The sequence below is a fragment of the Methylobacterium sp. WL103 genome, from assembly GCF_008039885.1.
In the GTDB taxonomy this organism is placed as follows: Bacteria; Pseudomonadota; Alphaproteobacteria; order Rhizobiales; family Beijerinckiaceae; genus Methylobacterium; species Methylobacterium cerastii.
Genome location: NZ_VRUX01000065.1, coordinates 1 through 13,495 on the forward strand (window position 1 = coordinate 1; position 13,495 = coordinate 13,495).

General features: G+C 66.4%; 13 protein-coding genes and 1 pseudogene. 4 read left to right on the top strand and 10 right to left on the bottom strand.

All coding sequences use genetic code 11. The annotated features are described in order from the left end of the window. Positions 1-217: 217 nt before the first annotated feature. The 3 genes from tnpB to FV222_RS06820 all read right to left on the bottom strand — a co-directional run bounded on the left by tnpB (position 218) and on the right by FV222_RS06820 (position 6,202). Positions 218-574, bottom strand: coding sequence for an IS66 family insertion sequence element accessory protein TnpB (gene tnpB, locus FV222_RS06810; RefSeq protein ID WP_147813570.1), 357 nt, complete (start codon positions 572-574; stop codon positions 218-220). Continuing rightward, the gene (locus tag FV222_RS06815; RefSeq protein ID WP_147813572.1) at positions 571-1,005 is read right to left on the bottom strand and encodes a transposase; all 435 of its coding nucleotides are present in this window, start codon (positions 1,003-1,005) and stop codon (positions 571-573) included. The genes tnpB and FV222_RS06815 overlap by 4 nt, the downstream gene beginning before the upstream one ends. Positions 1,006-1,294: 289 nt before the next feature. Beyond that, positions 1,295-6,202 (bottom strand): AAA domain-containing protein, encoded by a 4,908-nt coding sequence (locus FV222_RS06820; RefSeq protein ID WP_246685352.1) that lies wholly within the window; start codon positions 6,200-6,202, stop codon positions 1,295-1,297. Positions 6,203-6,614: 412 nt separating this feature from the next. Here FV222_RS06820 and FV222_RS06825 point away from each other — a divergent pair, with 412 nt between their 5' ends. Continuing rightward, positions 6,615-6,986, top strand: coding sequence for a hypothetical protein (locus FV222_RS06825; RefSeq protein ID WP_210248463.1), 372 nt, complete (start codon positions 6,615-6,617; stop codon positions 6,984-6,986). Positions 6,987-7,748: 762 nt separating this feature from the next. Here FV222_RS06825 and FV222_RS06835 read toward each other — a convergent pair. Next, positions 7,749-8,435 carry a hypothetical protein gene (locus FV222_RS06835; RefSeq protein ID WP_246685353.1) on the bottom strand — a complete coding sequence of 229 codons (687 nt, stop codon included), beginning with the start codon at positions 8,433-8,435 and terminating at the stop codon, positions 7,749-7,751. A gap of 38 nt (positions 8,436-8,473) precedes the next feature. Between FV222_RS06835 and FV222_RS06840 the strand changes: the two genes are divergently transcribed. Further along, the gene (locus FV222_RS06840) at positions 8,474-8,872 is read left to right on the top strand and encodes an ABC transporter ATP-binding protein (RefSeq protein WP_147813576.1); all 399 of its coding nucleotides are present in this window, start codon (positions 8,474-8,476) and stop codon (positions 8,870-8,872) included. Positions 8,873-8,906: 34 nt separating this feature from the next. Here the strand turns inward: FV222_RS06840 and FV222_RS06845 are convergent, their stop codons facing one another. From FV222_RS06845 to FV222_RS06855, 3 genes are all read right to left on the bottom strand, one after another. Continuing rightward, positions 8,907-9,185: a hypothetical protein gene (locus FV222_RS06845; protein WP_147753424.1), complete on the bottom strand. Its 279-nt coding sequence runs from the start codon at positions 9,183-9,185 to the stop codon at positions 8,907-8,909. Between the two features lie 65 nt (positions 9,186-9,250). Next, a complete protein-coding gene (locus FV222_RS06850) occupies positions 9,251-9,895 on the bottom strand; it encodes a hypothetical protein (protein ID WP_147753425.1) in 645 nt (214 codons plus the stop codon). Next, a complete protein-coding gene (locus FV222_RS06855; protein ID WP_147753426.1) occupies positions 9,895-10,398 on the bottom strand; it encodes a hypothetical protein in 504 nt (167 codons plus the stop codon). The genes FV222_RS06850 and FV222_RS06855 overlap by 1 nt, the downstream gene beginning before the upstream one ends. A gap of 154 nt (positions 10,399-10,552) precedes the next feature. Here FV222_RS06855 and FV222_RS06860 point away from each other — a divergent pair, with 154 nt between their 5' ends. Both FV222_RS06860 and FV222_RS06865 read left to right on the top strand, forming a co-directional pair. After that, on the top strand, positions 10,553-10,852 hold the full coding sequence (locus FV222_RS06860; RefSeq protein ID WP_187275195.1) for a hypothetical protein: 300 nt from the start codon (positions 10,553-10,555) through the stop codon (positions 10,850-10,852). A gap of 87 nt (positions 10,853-10,939) precedes the next feature. Then, positions 10,940-11,641, top strand: a complete 702-nt coding sequence (locus FV222_RS06865; RefSeq protein WP_147813578.1) for a hypothetical protein — start codon at positions 10,940-10,942, stop codon at positions 11,639-11,641. A 77-nt stretch (positions 11,642-11,718) separates the two neighbouring features. Here the strand turns inward: FV222_RS06865 and FV222_RS06870 are convergent, their stop codons facing one another. The 3 genes and pseudogenes from FV222_RS06870 to FV222_RS06880 form a co-directional block, all read right to left on the bottom strand. Then, the gene (locus tag FV222_RS06870) at positions 11,719-12,072 is read right to left on the bottom strand and encodes a hypothetical protein (RefSeq protein WP_147813580.1); all 354 of its coding nucleotides are present in this window, start codon (positions 12,070-12,072) and stop codon (positions 11,719-11,721) included. A 177-nt stretch (positions 12,073-12,249) separates the two neighbouring features. Then, positions 12,250-12,759, bottom strand: a complete 510-nt coding sequence (locus tag FV222_RS06875; RefSeq protein ID WP_147813582.1) for a hypothetical protein — start codon at positions 12,757-12,759, stop codon at positions 12,250-12,252. Continuing rightward, positions 12,756-13,495 (bottom strand): annotated as a pseudogene (locus tag FV222_RS06880) (peptidase M48); the annotation flags it as partial. The pseudogene FV222_RS06880 and the gene FV222_RS06875, both read right to left, overlap by 4 nt.

A 13,495-nucleotide genomic window follows, 5' to 3' on the forward strand; every position in this document is an offset into this window, starting at 1 on the left:
CGGGCAGGCTCTCGGCCCGGCGTCCGAAGCGGTGGCGCTGCATCGCCAGGATGATCTGGCGCAGCCGCTCGTTCTCGGCCTGCGCCTCGACGAGCTGCGCCTTGAGCGTCTCGGGATCGTCGGACAGAGGTGAAGCAGGCTTGGCCACGGAGTAAATTAAAGCATATCCGTCAGAAGCTTACCATCGTAATGGGGCCCGCGCGCTCGACCTTTTTGCTCACCCTGCCAGCGCTGGGGCGATGACCGTGCGAGCCGCGTGAACACGCTTCCAGTCGAGCCCTTCGAGCAAGGCCGCGAGCTGCGCTGCCGTGAGGCGTACGACGCCATCCTCGATCTTCGGCCAGCAGAACCCTCCTGCCTCCAGGCGCTTGCTCGCCAGGACCACCCCGCTCCCGTCCCAGAACAGAAGCTTGGCCCTGTCCGCTCGCTTCGAGCGGAACACGTAGACCGTGCCAGAGAACGGATCCGCGCCCATCGCATCCCGCACCAGCGCGGCCAACCCGTCCATGCCCTTGCGAAAGTCCACCGGCCGCGTCGCCATCATCACGCGCACCGCACCGGACGGCCCGATCATGCCGTGGCCTTCAGCGCCCGGATCACCGCCGTGATCGTCGCTTCCCGCGCGCCCGCACCGATCCGAACGGTCACGCCAGCCAAGTCCAGCTCGATCTCGGCAGCAGGAGCGTCTCGATGCAAGGCCCGAGGCCGCGACCGTCGTGCCGCCGGATCCGGGACATCACCCTCGACCAGCGCCGGCACGAACGTCAGTGGCAGGGCGACAGGAAGCGAGGCTGCCGAACGCCGGGCCGCGCGAAGCCACGTGAACAGGTGCCGCGGGCTCATCCCATGCCGGCGCGCAACCACCGAGACCACCGCACCGGGGGCGGTCGCCTCAGCCAGGATGCGGTCACGCTCGGCCTCGGACCAGCGCCGACGACTGCCCACGCCCGTGACAACCTCAAGCCGGCGGACCGACCGCGGCAACTCGACCATATCCTCAAGCATAGACACAAAACGATCCGAACCAGGGACCGTCAGCCTCCACCATCGTCAGCTCATCAAAAAGGGCGGCTCCAGACCCCGCTTACGGTTCTTTGGCGCAGAGGCGCCTCACAGCGTAGCCGCGATGTTTGCGCCCCGGCTATCGCGTGCGTTCCGGATCGCGGGCGAACGCGGATACGGCGTCCGCTTCCGGTATTTCTCGCCCCGAAGCAGACTTGCGGAAATCCACCCTTCGCGGACGATCAACGATTAGTACCGACCGTCAAGTTCAACTGCCAGCAGCGGCATGCGATCAATGAGGCGCCTGGGGTCGCTCTGTCCTTAGCACGAGTACGCGCCTGATGCGGCCGCCCGCATCGAACTCGATCTCGTCTTCCTCCGAAACCCCAAGCAGCTTCGACCCCAACGGGGAGTTCACCGGAAGGCGGCCATTCGCTTCGTCGTGGTGCCCATGAGCCAGCGTGAAGGTCACGGTCTTGTTGTCGTCGAGATAGCGTAACACGATGCGATCTCCCGCCTTGACCCCTCCGGCCGAATGATCGCCCTTCAGCTTTCCAGACCCCACCTGCAGATCATGATCCGCGGAGGGTTCGATGGCGCTGTCGTTAGGCGAGGCGTCATACAGTCTGCCTACGGTATCCCCTGACCGGGCTGCCGTTAGGTGCAAGGTGTAGCCGGACTGGAGTTCGGCGGCGCCGCCGGGTTCGATACCGGCTCGTTCGAGCGTCTCGAACAGATCAAGCATGCAGCCGTCCGGATCGAGGATGAAGCTCGACGACCAGCATCTCCAGAACCGCCATCCGACACGTTCCAGGATGCGCTGACGACGCATGTCGTCCGCCCAACGCTCCGGCCCGTGGTACTTGTCACCGTCGCATTCGACAGCGAGGCGGCGTCCGTTCGCGCCCTCTACGACGAGATCTATCCGGTAGCCCAGCGCGCCGACCTGCGGGAGAACCCGGTAGCCGCGCCCGACGAGACGTCGGAGGACATCCCGCTCAAAATCGGAATCGCAGAGTGCCTCCAAATCGCCGGTACGGGCCTCGACACCTGCCATCGGGTCGCGAAAGTGCCGTATCACCCGTGCCTTGAGGTCGTCCGGCTTGAGCTCGTCCTCCTGTACGGATCGCACGAGCACCAACCGATCCCGGGCCCGGGACATCGCCACGTTGAAGCGCTGCTCGAACTGGGTGGCGGTCTGGGCTTGCTTACTGTCAGGATCGGCGATCATCGACAGGAAGACCACGTCGCGCTCGTTTCCCTGGAAGGTGGCGCTGTCGCCGCAGGCGATGCGATGGCGTCTCACGAGATCCTCGCCGAGTTCTTCCAGCAGCATCTTGTTTACGAGGGCGGCCTGCTTCGATCCGATGAGGGATACGACGCCGATCGTTCGCCAACGGTCCTGCGCCTCGATGCGAGCAAGGCTCGGGTCGTCGACGAGCTTGCGGATCTCCGCGACGATCACCTCGGCCTCGCGGGGGTTCTGCTTGTCGCCCTTACGGCGACCGTCCGGGACGTAGATGTCGATGAGCGGAGGATCGAGCCGCTCGTGCGCGGTCGGCACGCGTAGGGGCACCAGGGGTTCAGGATAGAACTCCATGGAGAACCGGATGATCGGCTCGACGCAGCGGAAATGCTCCCTCAGCATGACGAGCTTGTCCGGGAACATCACCTTCGCCAGGTCGTAGAGCGATGCCCCCGGCAGAAGCAGGGTCCTGAAGGGCTGGCCCTTGAGGAACCCGTGTTCCAGCCGGTCTATCTTGGCGTTCTCGATGAAGGCGGCGGACGGGCTCACCTGCTTGTCGTCGCCGACCACGAGGATCTTCCTGCCACGTAGCAGCGCGGGGAGTTCGCGTATGTCCGACTGTGAGGCCTCGTCCATGATCACCAGGTCGAACGAGCCGACCTCGCCGGGCAACTGCTCGGCGACACGCCACGCCGGCATGATCCAGCACGGTATCGCGGCGTAGCACTGCGCCATGGCCAGGCGAGCGTCGCGTCGATGGCGGCCGGCACCCTTGCCGGTGCCCTTGCCGGTCTTGCGCAGGGCGGTGGCGAACATCATCAGGGCCGCGCGCACCGTACCGGTCATCGAGCGACCAAGCTCGTAGAAGGTCCGCTCGCGGACGAGCCGTTCGAAGGTTTTTCGCACCTCGGCATCGAGCCGGACGCGCTCGTCGGCGAGCGTCCTCAGCCTGTCCCGGTCATCGATCCGTCTCAGGTAGGCGGCCGTCACCGCCCATTCCCAGGCCTCGCGCCAATCCCCCGGCAGCAGCGGGTCTGTCGTGTCCTGGGCCGGTTCCCTGCGAAGGCGTGAGGCCCAGACCGGCGCACCGCCTAGGCGGATGACCTCGGTGATCGATCGGACCACCTCGAAGTAGCCCCGGCCCTGACCCAGGTCGTCGATCTGGCGACGCAGGGCAGACCAGAGGGACGAGATCTGCTCTGCCCCCACCCCTTGGCGTCCGACGGCCTCAGATAGGACGTCGCGGGCGAGCTGGCCGATCTTCCCGGCTGTCTCGGGGAAAAGGTTCTGAAGCCGATCGATCTCGTTCCGCGATGCGGAGAGTTGCGCCGCAGCCGCGGCATTCCGGAAAGCCTTTTCGACGAGGTCGAGCCGTCGGCGATCCAGCCAGAGGTCGCGAACGGACCCGCCGCCCGGGACGAGATCCGCGAACGCCTCGCCGAGGACGCGCGTCGCGCGTTCGGCCCCTACGAGGATGGCATCGAGCGTTCCGACAAGCTGGCCGAGTTCGCGGGCCGTGGCGAACGGGGAAGCGCCGATCTCGTCCGCCAGCGCCCGCCAGCGGATCGCGAGGGATGCGACGGCATCCCGCCATGCCAGATGGTCTCGGACGTGCGCCCAATCCCCGGGCCCGACTGGAGGGCGCCCCTGAACCCGGATGGCGTCGACGATCGGACGCAGCGACTTTTCGCGGAATGCGAAGAACCCGAACACCGGTTCTTCCGCGGCCAGCCGGCGAACGATGCCGGCGATTTCCTGCGAGGAGGGCTCGAAGGCCTCGGGGAGCTCGACGGGAAGGCCGAGGTACCGCTCCCGTTCCAGGGCGATGGGACGGGCGTCCTCGGCGAAGCGTCTTACGAGGTCGACGATGCGGTTCTCGTCGGCCGCGAAGAGGATGTCCTCTGCCAGCGCCCGCAGCCACGGTGCATCGTCCGCTAGGTCCTTGGCGCGGCGTAGGGACCCCAGTTCCGACGCCGCCTCAAGCGCCTGGGCGACGTTCTTCGGGGACATGATCCGCACCCGGATCGAGGGATCGCTCGCCGCCTCCTCGGCCAGGTGTATGGATCGGACCAGGTCATCGTGCAGCCGCGCTATGACATCGCCGTCCGGCAGATCGTGAATTGACGGCAGGGCACAGTCGATGTGTTCGAGACGGGCTCCAAGGGCTAGGCGCGCCGTGCGGAGGCCGGCCACGTCCTCGTCCCGCGGCATCGCATCGAGTGAAGCATCGCCTGGACGATCCTCGAACCAATCGTGCCTCACGGCCGAGAGCGTGACCCGCCGCGCAAGTTCGGCGGGTCGCTCGTCACCGAATGCCGGGGAGAGCTGGCGGAGCGCAAACCGCTCGATCTCCGCGTCGACCTCGTTCAGCCGGCCCCGAAGTCCCACAACCGACGCTTCGAGGTCCCGGATCAACCGCGACTGCTCTGATGGCTTGATGCTCTCGACCACCGACTGAAGGAGGCGGACCGCCGCTTCCAGCTGTCTGAAGCCCTCGCGCTCGGTAGCGGTGATGCTGATGGCAAGGTCGCGCACGCCGTCGGGAAGTTGGTCACGCAACACGGCAAGGGCCGGCTCGCCATGCGAGACGACGAGGACGCGCCGACCGGTCGCCATGTAGTGGCAGATGATGTTCGAGATGGTGTGGGTCTTACCGGTCCCGGGCGGGCCCTGCACTACGATCCCGTCCGTGGCTTCGAGCCGCCGCACGATCTCCATCTGCTCGTCGTTGAACGGCTTGGGGAAGAACAAGTCGCCGACCTCGGCTGCGCCGACCGACTCGGGCGCTTGATCGACCGTCCCGCCCACCCGGTCGCTCAGGGGGCGCCAGAGGTCGTCCGACGGCTTGTCGGCAGGACCCATCACCAGCGTCCGTGCTGGCCCCGGGAGATCGTGCTCCTCCGCGGCACGTTTCACGGAGCGCTTCAGGTTCTCAATGTCCGCCAGCAGGAAGCTGTCCGACCTATTGCGTGCGAAGACCACCCAGCGGTCGGACACCGTGAGGTTCTCACCTGCACCGGGTACGGGTTCGTGGGGCGCTAGGGTCAGTCGGTCAGGTAGGTACCCGCCCTCGACGTCGAGCCGGGCTTGGCAGGATCGAAGAATCGGCTCGAAATCGTCGCGACGGTAGGGCGAGATGCCTTCGTCCGGATCGAGAACGGCGATGGCGCGTCGGGCTGCATCGTGGGCCAGCATCACACCCTCGACGCCCATGTCCTCATAGGCCCGGAGGTTCACGGCGGCCGCGGCGGCGCGCGGTCGAATGCGGATTTCGGCCCCTCCGGCATCGTCGACCTCGATCTCGATCAGACGCTCCACAAGGGGCAGATCGATCTCACGATCATCCTTTTTCCATCGCGCCAAGCCCATGCCCCAGACGAGCTCGAACGGCCGGTCCCCGCCGCCGAGCTCGGACAATTGCGCCACCTCGAAAAGGCGCTGATACAACGCCAGTGAATGACGTACCGGCCCCTCCGCCAGGGACCAGGGCAGCCACCTCTCCGTGATCCAGGCCTCCGCCGCTGCCTGAACGTCGGCCCTGTCCTCGATCCGCAGCCGGACATCCCAGAGATGGACATCCTTCTCGGGCTGAATCGGCGCCTCGGAGCAATCCTCGACCCGAGCCAACCCTGCCGAGACAAGGGCGTTCTTCTCGGCCATCGGTATGGTTTGGATCAGGAACGGGAGCAGCCGGGGCCGGCGTTCCGGATCAGGAGCGAGTTCCAGCCATTCCGCAGCCTCCTCGGGCGGAGCCGGCGCCGCACTTCGCCGCAACCGCTGGACCGAAAGCCAGATCGGTCCCTCCTCGTCGACGAGGTCATGCCTGACACCGGGGAGGGCATGGAGTTCGTGTTGGTGCAGGATGAACGCTTGCCCGGTCGGGAGCCGATGCTCGCTCAGCCGCATGGCCGCCCTTTCGTCGAGCCTGACGACTTGTTCGACGTAGCCCAGCAAGTCGTGGAGCCTTCCGCTGGCGGGATCTGCCATTTCTCGATTGATCATTGCCGGGATGCGCTACCCTGGCCGCGCACCCTGGCGAAGCTTCCGCGTGAGACAGTCCGACATGGATCGAGGCGACGTCAAGCACGTGCTTCGCAACCTAAGGAGACGCCTGTCCCAAACTCATGGAGACCTGAAGCGAGCGGTTGAGCAGCATACGCGGCCACGGTCGAAACTGGAGTCAGATGCCATTCGGCTATCGACCCAACCTGGCCGCCGGGATCGTAATGAGGGCTTCCCATAAGCGGTCATTCGCCGACCCTCCGGCAACGTTGGGTCGGGATAGAAGGCAGCCATACGCTTCGCGGATGAACCCCATGCGGCTTAGTCGCGATCCACCGCGTTGGGGTGTCCCGAGCCTGGCTTGGTGACGCGCCTTCCTCGCGACGGAAAAGGCTGCACGGAGCGGTGGGGTTTGATGCGCACATTTGGGCTGGCTCTTTTGGTTCTTTCCTTATTGATCGGAGGCGGCCGCCTCTTCACCGGGGTGATCTATTCGTCGGACGAACCGGTCGCCTTCCTCGTGCTTAAGCGTGTACCTGCCACGTGGATCGAACGGCCGGAGGCCGACGACCGACCCCTCTCCGAACAAATCATCATCGATAAGGAGGAACCCAGCCTCGCCTACGGCTGGCTGTATTTGCCACTGATGCGAATGGCACTGCCCTTCGCGGCTTGCTTGGCGGGTGCGGCCGTGCTCCTGCTGGCGATCTTTAGTCGAGAAGGGAAGCGCTGTTAAGCCGAGTGTACAAGTCCGCACGGATCGTGAACGGACACTACGGAGGTGTTTGCTTCTGCTAACTCGCGCCCGGAAGCGGAGCATAGCAAATCCACCAGCGCGCACGGACGGTTAAGGCCTAAAAACGGCGCTACATTTCCTTCGATGGCTGGCATCGGCAGACTAACTCAAGCGTCGATGAAGATGAGCCTACATTCAGCCTTTGAACTCGGGCGCCATCAGGGTTAGGAGGGATTGCCGGCATAATCCTATGACCTGCGGCTCACTTGGGCTGCCGGTCGGCAAGGTTAGCAACGAGAACGGCCACGGCGAACGGGAGGGCTGGCAACCGGACCGTCAAGCTGAAGACGAGGAGAACGCGTTCCACGGTTGGGATCCCGATCACCGCTCCTCGAAGGGGCGAACTGCAACGGAGCCGCCCGGTGGGATTGGCCCGAGATGCCGGGCGATGCCGGCATAGGCCGGATCCGATGGAGCGTAGCGGATTTGACCGTCTCCCACAGCGCCTACATGCGATTCCGCACGCAGGGTCAGAACGAGGGTGCCGTCCGGGTCCTGTGTCGCCGCCCCGATGGGACCGGTACTTGTCGGCCCGGCAGATCGGGCACGCAGATCCGTCCGGACATCGGACTGGCCGGATAAGGTCGAGGGAGCACACGGCGGCAGAACGACCAAGCCGACCAGCGTGATCTTGAGCAGCGTGCGTGTCATGCCGAAGCGCCTCCCGCACGTGCGCGCCCGACGATGCCGTACAACGATCCATCAGGGCTGGTTGAGATACCGGTCGGACGCCTGCCCGCCCTCGGCCAGCGGCATCGCGATGCGTCCGCGCCGATCGATGAGCCCCCACAGACCACCGACCATGGAGGACGGTACGCGGCCGTCCGAACTGCAGCCTTGGCACACCAGGGCCTCGCCACGGGCGTTGAACGGGAAGGACCAATCGTATGCGGTGGTGAGGACACGACGCAGGCGTCGATCATAAAAGGCGACCTTGCCCGCGTGCCAGGCTCGCACGAGCCCCGATGCGAAGGGGTCCGGCCCGTTGACGTAAATGAAGACCGGCAGCGCCAGCCCGTCGAGACGCGCCCAAAGCCAGCCGACCCCGTCGACGACGATCTCGGTCAGCCCACCGTGGAAGCGCATGCGCGCGAGGTAGGCGGGGTCGATGCGGGCCATCACGCCATCGCGGCGGGCACAGTGCGCGTAACGGTCGAGGTCGGCGTGGACGTTGCGGCAGGCGAGGGGAAAATTGGCCGCCTCGGCATCCCGCGCCGGGAGGGCATGAGACGCGAGCACGGCCGTCGCGATCAGGGCGGAGCGGGCGGCGGACGCCGCGCCGCTCGTCGGATGCCTCCGACGCCCGACGGGACCGGCTGCGCCCGTCGCGTCGTCAAAGGGCATGCCGGCCGCAATCGGCATCGCTTCGGTTGCGGGCATGTCGCCCATCGGCCATATCTTCACGGGCTTTCACGCAAGGATCTCGAATGCAATCGAGGCTGGACCAGTCGTCCGTCGAGGAGATCGATCTGGCACTTCGCTTGTACCGGCGCCTGTTGTTTCGCCTCCCCACGATCCTCGTCCTGGGCTTTGCCGGTATCATCGGCGTGTCGCATCTCAGCACCTTCCTATCGCCGCCCTACGGCGTCTATTTCCTCGGGCAGGGGCTGGTGACCTGGTGGCTGTTCGGGCTCCTGGCCCTGCTGTTCGCAGAGCTCTGGTGGGAGGGCCGCCAGATCGGAAAGGCCCTGAACCATCCCGGCCTGCAGGACTCACCCATCGCCGGCCTGATGGGCGGCCTGGGCGTGATCGGGGAACGCGCTGCAGAGATGGGTATGGAACCCGGTTTCCTTCACGGCCCGCTCCGGCCTATCCGTCGACGGTGAAGCGTGCGCAGAGGGGATAAGCCCGCGTCGGTCGTCAGTTCAGGCGGTGACAGGTCGAGGTGGTCTCAGGTGTTCCGCGCATCCCGCCCGCCGGCCGGATCTCGCAGATCACGTACTTGCCGCCGCGCTCCAGGGTGAAGCTGGGACCCATTGCGGATACGATGCGGTGGCCGCCGTTGAGAAGCACGCTCATCGGCTCCTCGACCGGTACCCAGACCGTCGTGGGGCGCGGCGGGGCGGCGGGCGCCTGGGCGATGGCGGGGGCGCTCGCGAAGATCAGCAGCAGGACGGTGTGCGGAAGGGGTCGGCGCATGCGAAGTCCTATCTTTTGGTCTTGCGATGGCTACCGGATCGAAGCGCACTTCAGGCCCGTGCCGTTCAGGGCATGACCACGGCGAGGTCTCCCGCCGGCAGCCAGCCGATGACCGGAGCCTTCTCACCCCGGTAGCGTACCCGCAACCAGCCGTCCCGCCGTTCCAGCACCGCGACCGGATCGGATCGGACGAGGTAGGGCGCACGCGCCGGGGCCGGCCCGGGTTCGTGCCGGAAGGCCGTGCGCTTGGCCGTCACCAGGCCGACGCCGACCCATGCCGTCGAGGCATCGCCCGCGTTCCGGGAAAGCGCGTAGGGGGTGCCCGCCATGCTGCCCGTGGTCATCAGGCAGCCGCCGTGGTTCTCCGAGAGGGTCAGTGCGGCCCCGCCCAGGGTGAAATCGACGCGCCCAGCGATGCGTTCCGGCTCGCCCGGATACCACGTCTCGACCGTCGCTCCGTCGCCCGCGAGGGTCCCGCGCAGCAGGAAGATGCAACTGAACTGCGGGCCGCCGGGATCACCCGTCCCCCGCTGCTCGGCGAAGACGCCCGCCACCGCGCTGCCGGAGACCGCCAGGGTCAGGCCCTCGTAGGTACCGGATCGCGCGGCCGGCTCGGCCGCCGCCACTCCGCACGCGGTGAGCAGGACGGCGAGGCCCACGGCGGGCGAAACCGTTCGCGAGGTCGCGAACCGGGCCTCACCCCGCGCCATCAGAGGTTCTTCTCCAGGACCTTCACCACGGCCTCGACCCGGTCCTTGAACTCCGCGACATTGGAGAAAGGGCGCCAGTTCACGTCGAGGGTGCCGCCGTCGAACTTCAGGCCGTTGGGGTAATTCGAGGCGGGGGCGGTCTTCTCGTCGAAACGGACGCGGATCGCCTTGAGTTTCTTGGCCAAAGCCTCGCGTCCCATCGAGTCCTTGCCGATCTCCTTAAGCCCGGCGGCGAGCGGCTCAAAGATGGTTTTCTCGAAGTAGCCCTCGTCGGAATAATACTTGGCGTCGCCCGGAATCGTGAGCTGATCCCACGCGACCTCCACCGGAACGGGAAAGCCAGCCGCCTCTTGGATCGCCTTCTCCTGGGCGGGGTAGCGGTCCTGGCGGTAGGCTGCGATGGCCCGGCGCTCCGCGAGGCCGACCGTCGGCTCGGCCCTGGCCAACGGGGCGGACAGAACCACCATGAGGGTAGCGGCAAGGGCGTGACGGCGTGAGATCATTCAGCGGTTCCTCGGTCTGGTTGCGATGTTGGAGTGCTGGCCCAGTGCGACGGTTCGATGACGGCGACAGGTTCCCCTCAAGAGGCGAAACAATTCCGTCTCACGCCGACCCTCTGCTATTCCAGCCCATGTATTCGATGAAAGGCAGGGTGGGATGATCCTCAGGACGGCCTCGGCCATGCTCTTGGCCGCTCCGCTCCTCGGACTGCAGCCCGTCCGGGCCGGGCCCGATCTGCCCGCGGACGCGAAAGCCTACGTGACGCGCCGGATGGGTTGCAACCATTGGGGTGGGGAGGATGCCTACGACGCGGCGCGCGGCCGGGAGATTGGCGAGGCCCTGAGAAGCCTACGCTGCGACACGGTCGAAGCGGATGGGCGGCGCCTGCGGCGGCGCTACAGGCGGCAACCGGATGTGCTGAAAACCCTCGACCAGACTCATGAGGGGGATGGTTGAGAGCGACGACCTGGTCCCCCGAGCGGGGAGGCGGCGCGTTGCATTCGACGGTCAGGCAGAAGCATTGATCGGATTGAGAGAAATCCCATGGACCTCCTGCGTCGTGAGAAAGCACAAATAAGCTTCTTGGTTGCGGGTTGCGTGGCCCTTGCCGTGTTCGTCTGGGCCATCATCGCCTATGCGCCGATGACGGCGGTCTTGTCCGTCATCGCCGCGATCCCGCTCCTTTCCCTGGCGGCGCGAAAGCGGCTGGTCGTCGCCCTCGGCCTATCGGCGGTTTGCGCCCCCCTGATCTGGATGGCCTTCGGCACGACGGCCGGATACTTCCTGCTGAACCGATCCCGACTGGAGGGACTGGTGGCCGAGATCACGGCGGTTCCTTCCCTCACGTCGCTCCAGCTGGGTGACGACGAGCCCTGGCCGACGGGGTCCGGACGAACGGGCGGATATGACAGCTACCGCTTCATCAACGGTCATCGCGTCTCCCGGTATCGCGAGCAGGTCGCGCCCGATGCGTACCAACCGATCCTGTACGAGGCCGACTTTTTACGGGACCTCGGTGTTTCCCCTGCCCGGCATCTCACCCTCAGGACCTCCCTCGAACGCCTCTCGCTGTCGGGCTTCAGCCTAGGTCCCGACGGAGAGATCGTGTTGGACGAAACGATACGGGGCGGTACCCCGTGGGTCACCTCCTTCGTGTATCGACCCGACGATACCTTTCCGATTTCCTCCGGAGCAGAAGGTGATCGCCGCCTTGCGCCGAATTGGTTTTACGTCACGAGGGGTTGAACCCCAGTCCGATGCTTTTCGGGATGGATGCGCGGACCTCTCGGCGTAGGACAAGCTCCGGTCGATCCAATGCTGCTCTATTGGATCGCACGTCCACTCAGGTCCTGGACTGCCGGTCGCGACCGCGGCGTCTCTGCCGTGGTGATCGTGCCGGTCCCGAGCAGGACCGCGAAGACGGTCATTGGTAAGGCCCAGACCTGCATCGGAAGTCCCATGAAGGCGTGATCGCGCCCTGCTGGGCCGAAAGTCGTGCCGTGGTTCCAGCGCAGTCCGAGGACGAGGACGGCGAGCGCGGCAAGGCTCATCGTGAGGCAGACCGCACGATCCACCTCCGGCCCATCGATCTGCCTTAGGATGATCAGAGGGAGGAACATCGCCGCTGCGGCGAAAAAGACGACCCAGTAACCGCGGCCCTGCCAGAAGACGACCATGTACCAACCTTGTTTCGCGAGCTTCGATTCGGATAGCTCAGCCCAAATGGCTCTTCAGGACGCAGGGTTCTAACTCGGCCCCTCAAAACTTGCCGGAATGCCATCGTCCCGGGAGGTCGTGGCTCGTTCCGTCACGACGCGTCCTCACCGGGCGAGGACGAAGATAGCGCCTTGGTCTCAGCCGATGGTCCCCGAGGCGGCTCGCCGGTTCCGGATCATCGCGGCGATCCCCGCCACGATGATGCTCGAAAGCGCACCGGCGATGACCAGGAGGGTGATGGTGCGGTTCCACAGCCGATCAAGGGCGAGGTCGGTGGTGACGAGGTCGGGGCGCGCCGGATCGGCCATCACCCGGATGTTGTACTCGCCGACGTGAAAGCCGGTGAACACGGTGTTCACCCGGCGCACCACGGTGCCCGTGGGGGTGCGCAGGTTGAGCGTCACGTCGCAGATGTGCAGGACGATCTTAGCGCTGCACTTACCGTCGGTCACCCGCGCCTCGGCGGCGGGGCGTGCCGTGTCGCGGACCTGCCAATCCGACAGTACCGGCGGGGCCGTGAAGACAGCGCAGGCGACGAGGAGGGCCGCGAGGGCAACGAGGCTGAACAGAGTCCAGAAGATGTTGCCCCAGCCCTGGCTGGGAGGCGGCAGGCGCAGGGGCTCGGTGCGGTTCGCGGATGCGGTCATGGTGCGGGCCTCACGGAAATCGGGATATCGGTGTTGGCAGGACGGGCCGACGAGACTTCGGTCCCGGCAAGGATCCGGCGCGCCTCCGCCGCGTGGCGGTAGCGTCCGATGAGGTCGGCGAAGTCCTGCACCGTCATCTTGCGGGGCAGGCCGGCGGTGATGGTGACGATGCAGCGCCTGGCGTCGAGCTTGACCTTCCGCCCACCCGGCACCCGCTGTGGGAATGGCGCCTCCGGCGGCAGGAGCAGGCGGGTGACGACGCCGGTCCGGCCCAGGGTCATGTCGAGGTCGGCCACGCTGTCCCAAGGGATCGGCCGGTCGAGACCGGGGATGGCCATGGCCTCAGGTCTCAGGATCATGGTGGTCCGCTCGCCCCGCCAAAGCCGGAAAGCGCCGAAGCCCGCCAGGATGGTCCCGCACGCCAGCGCCACTGCCACCACGAGCCGCGCTTGATCGGCAGAGAGGCCCGGCAGGCCGGCGGCGATCCACAGGAGGGCGACCCCGGCGAAGAAGCCCCCGGCCACCAGGAGCGCGATGGCTCCCGGGCGGGTGTTTTCGCGCAGCGCCCGTTCCTCGGTGCCGATCTCCGCCACCGTGGCCTCCAGATGCGCACGGAAAGCGGCCTCCTGCTCCCGCACCGCCCCGAGGAAATTCGCCGTTACCGCACGGCTGAGCCCGTCAGGATCCGCGAAGTAGGCGGCGAGCTGGCCGAGCGCCTGCGGGGGCGGCACGGCGG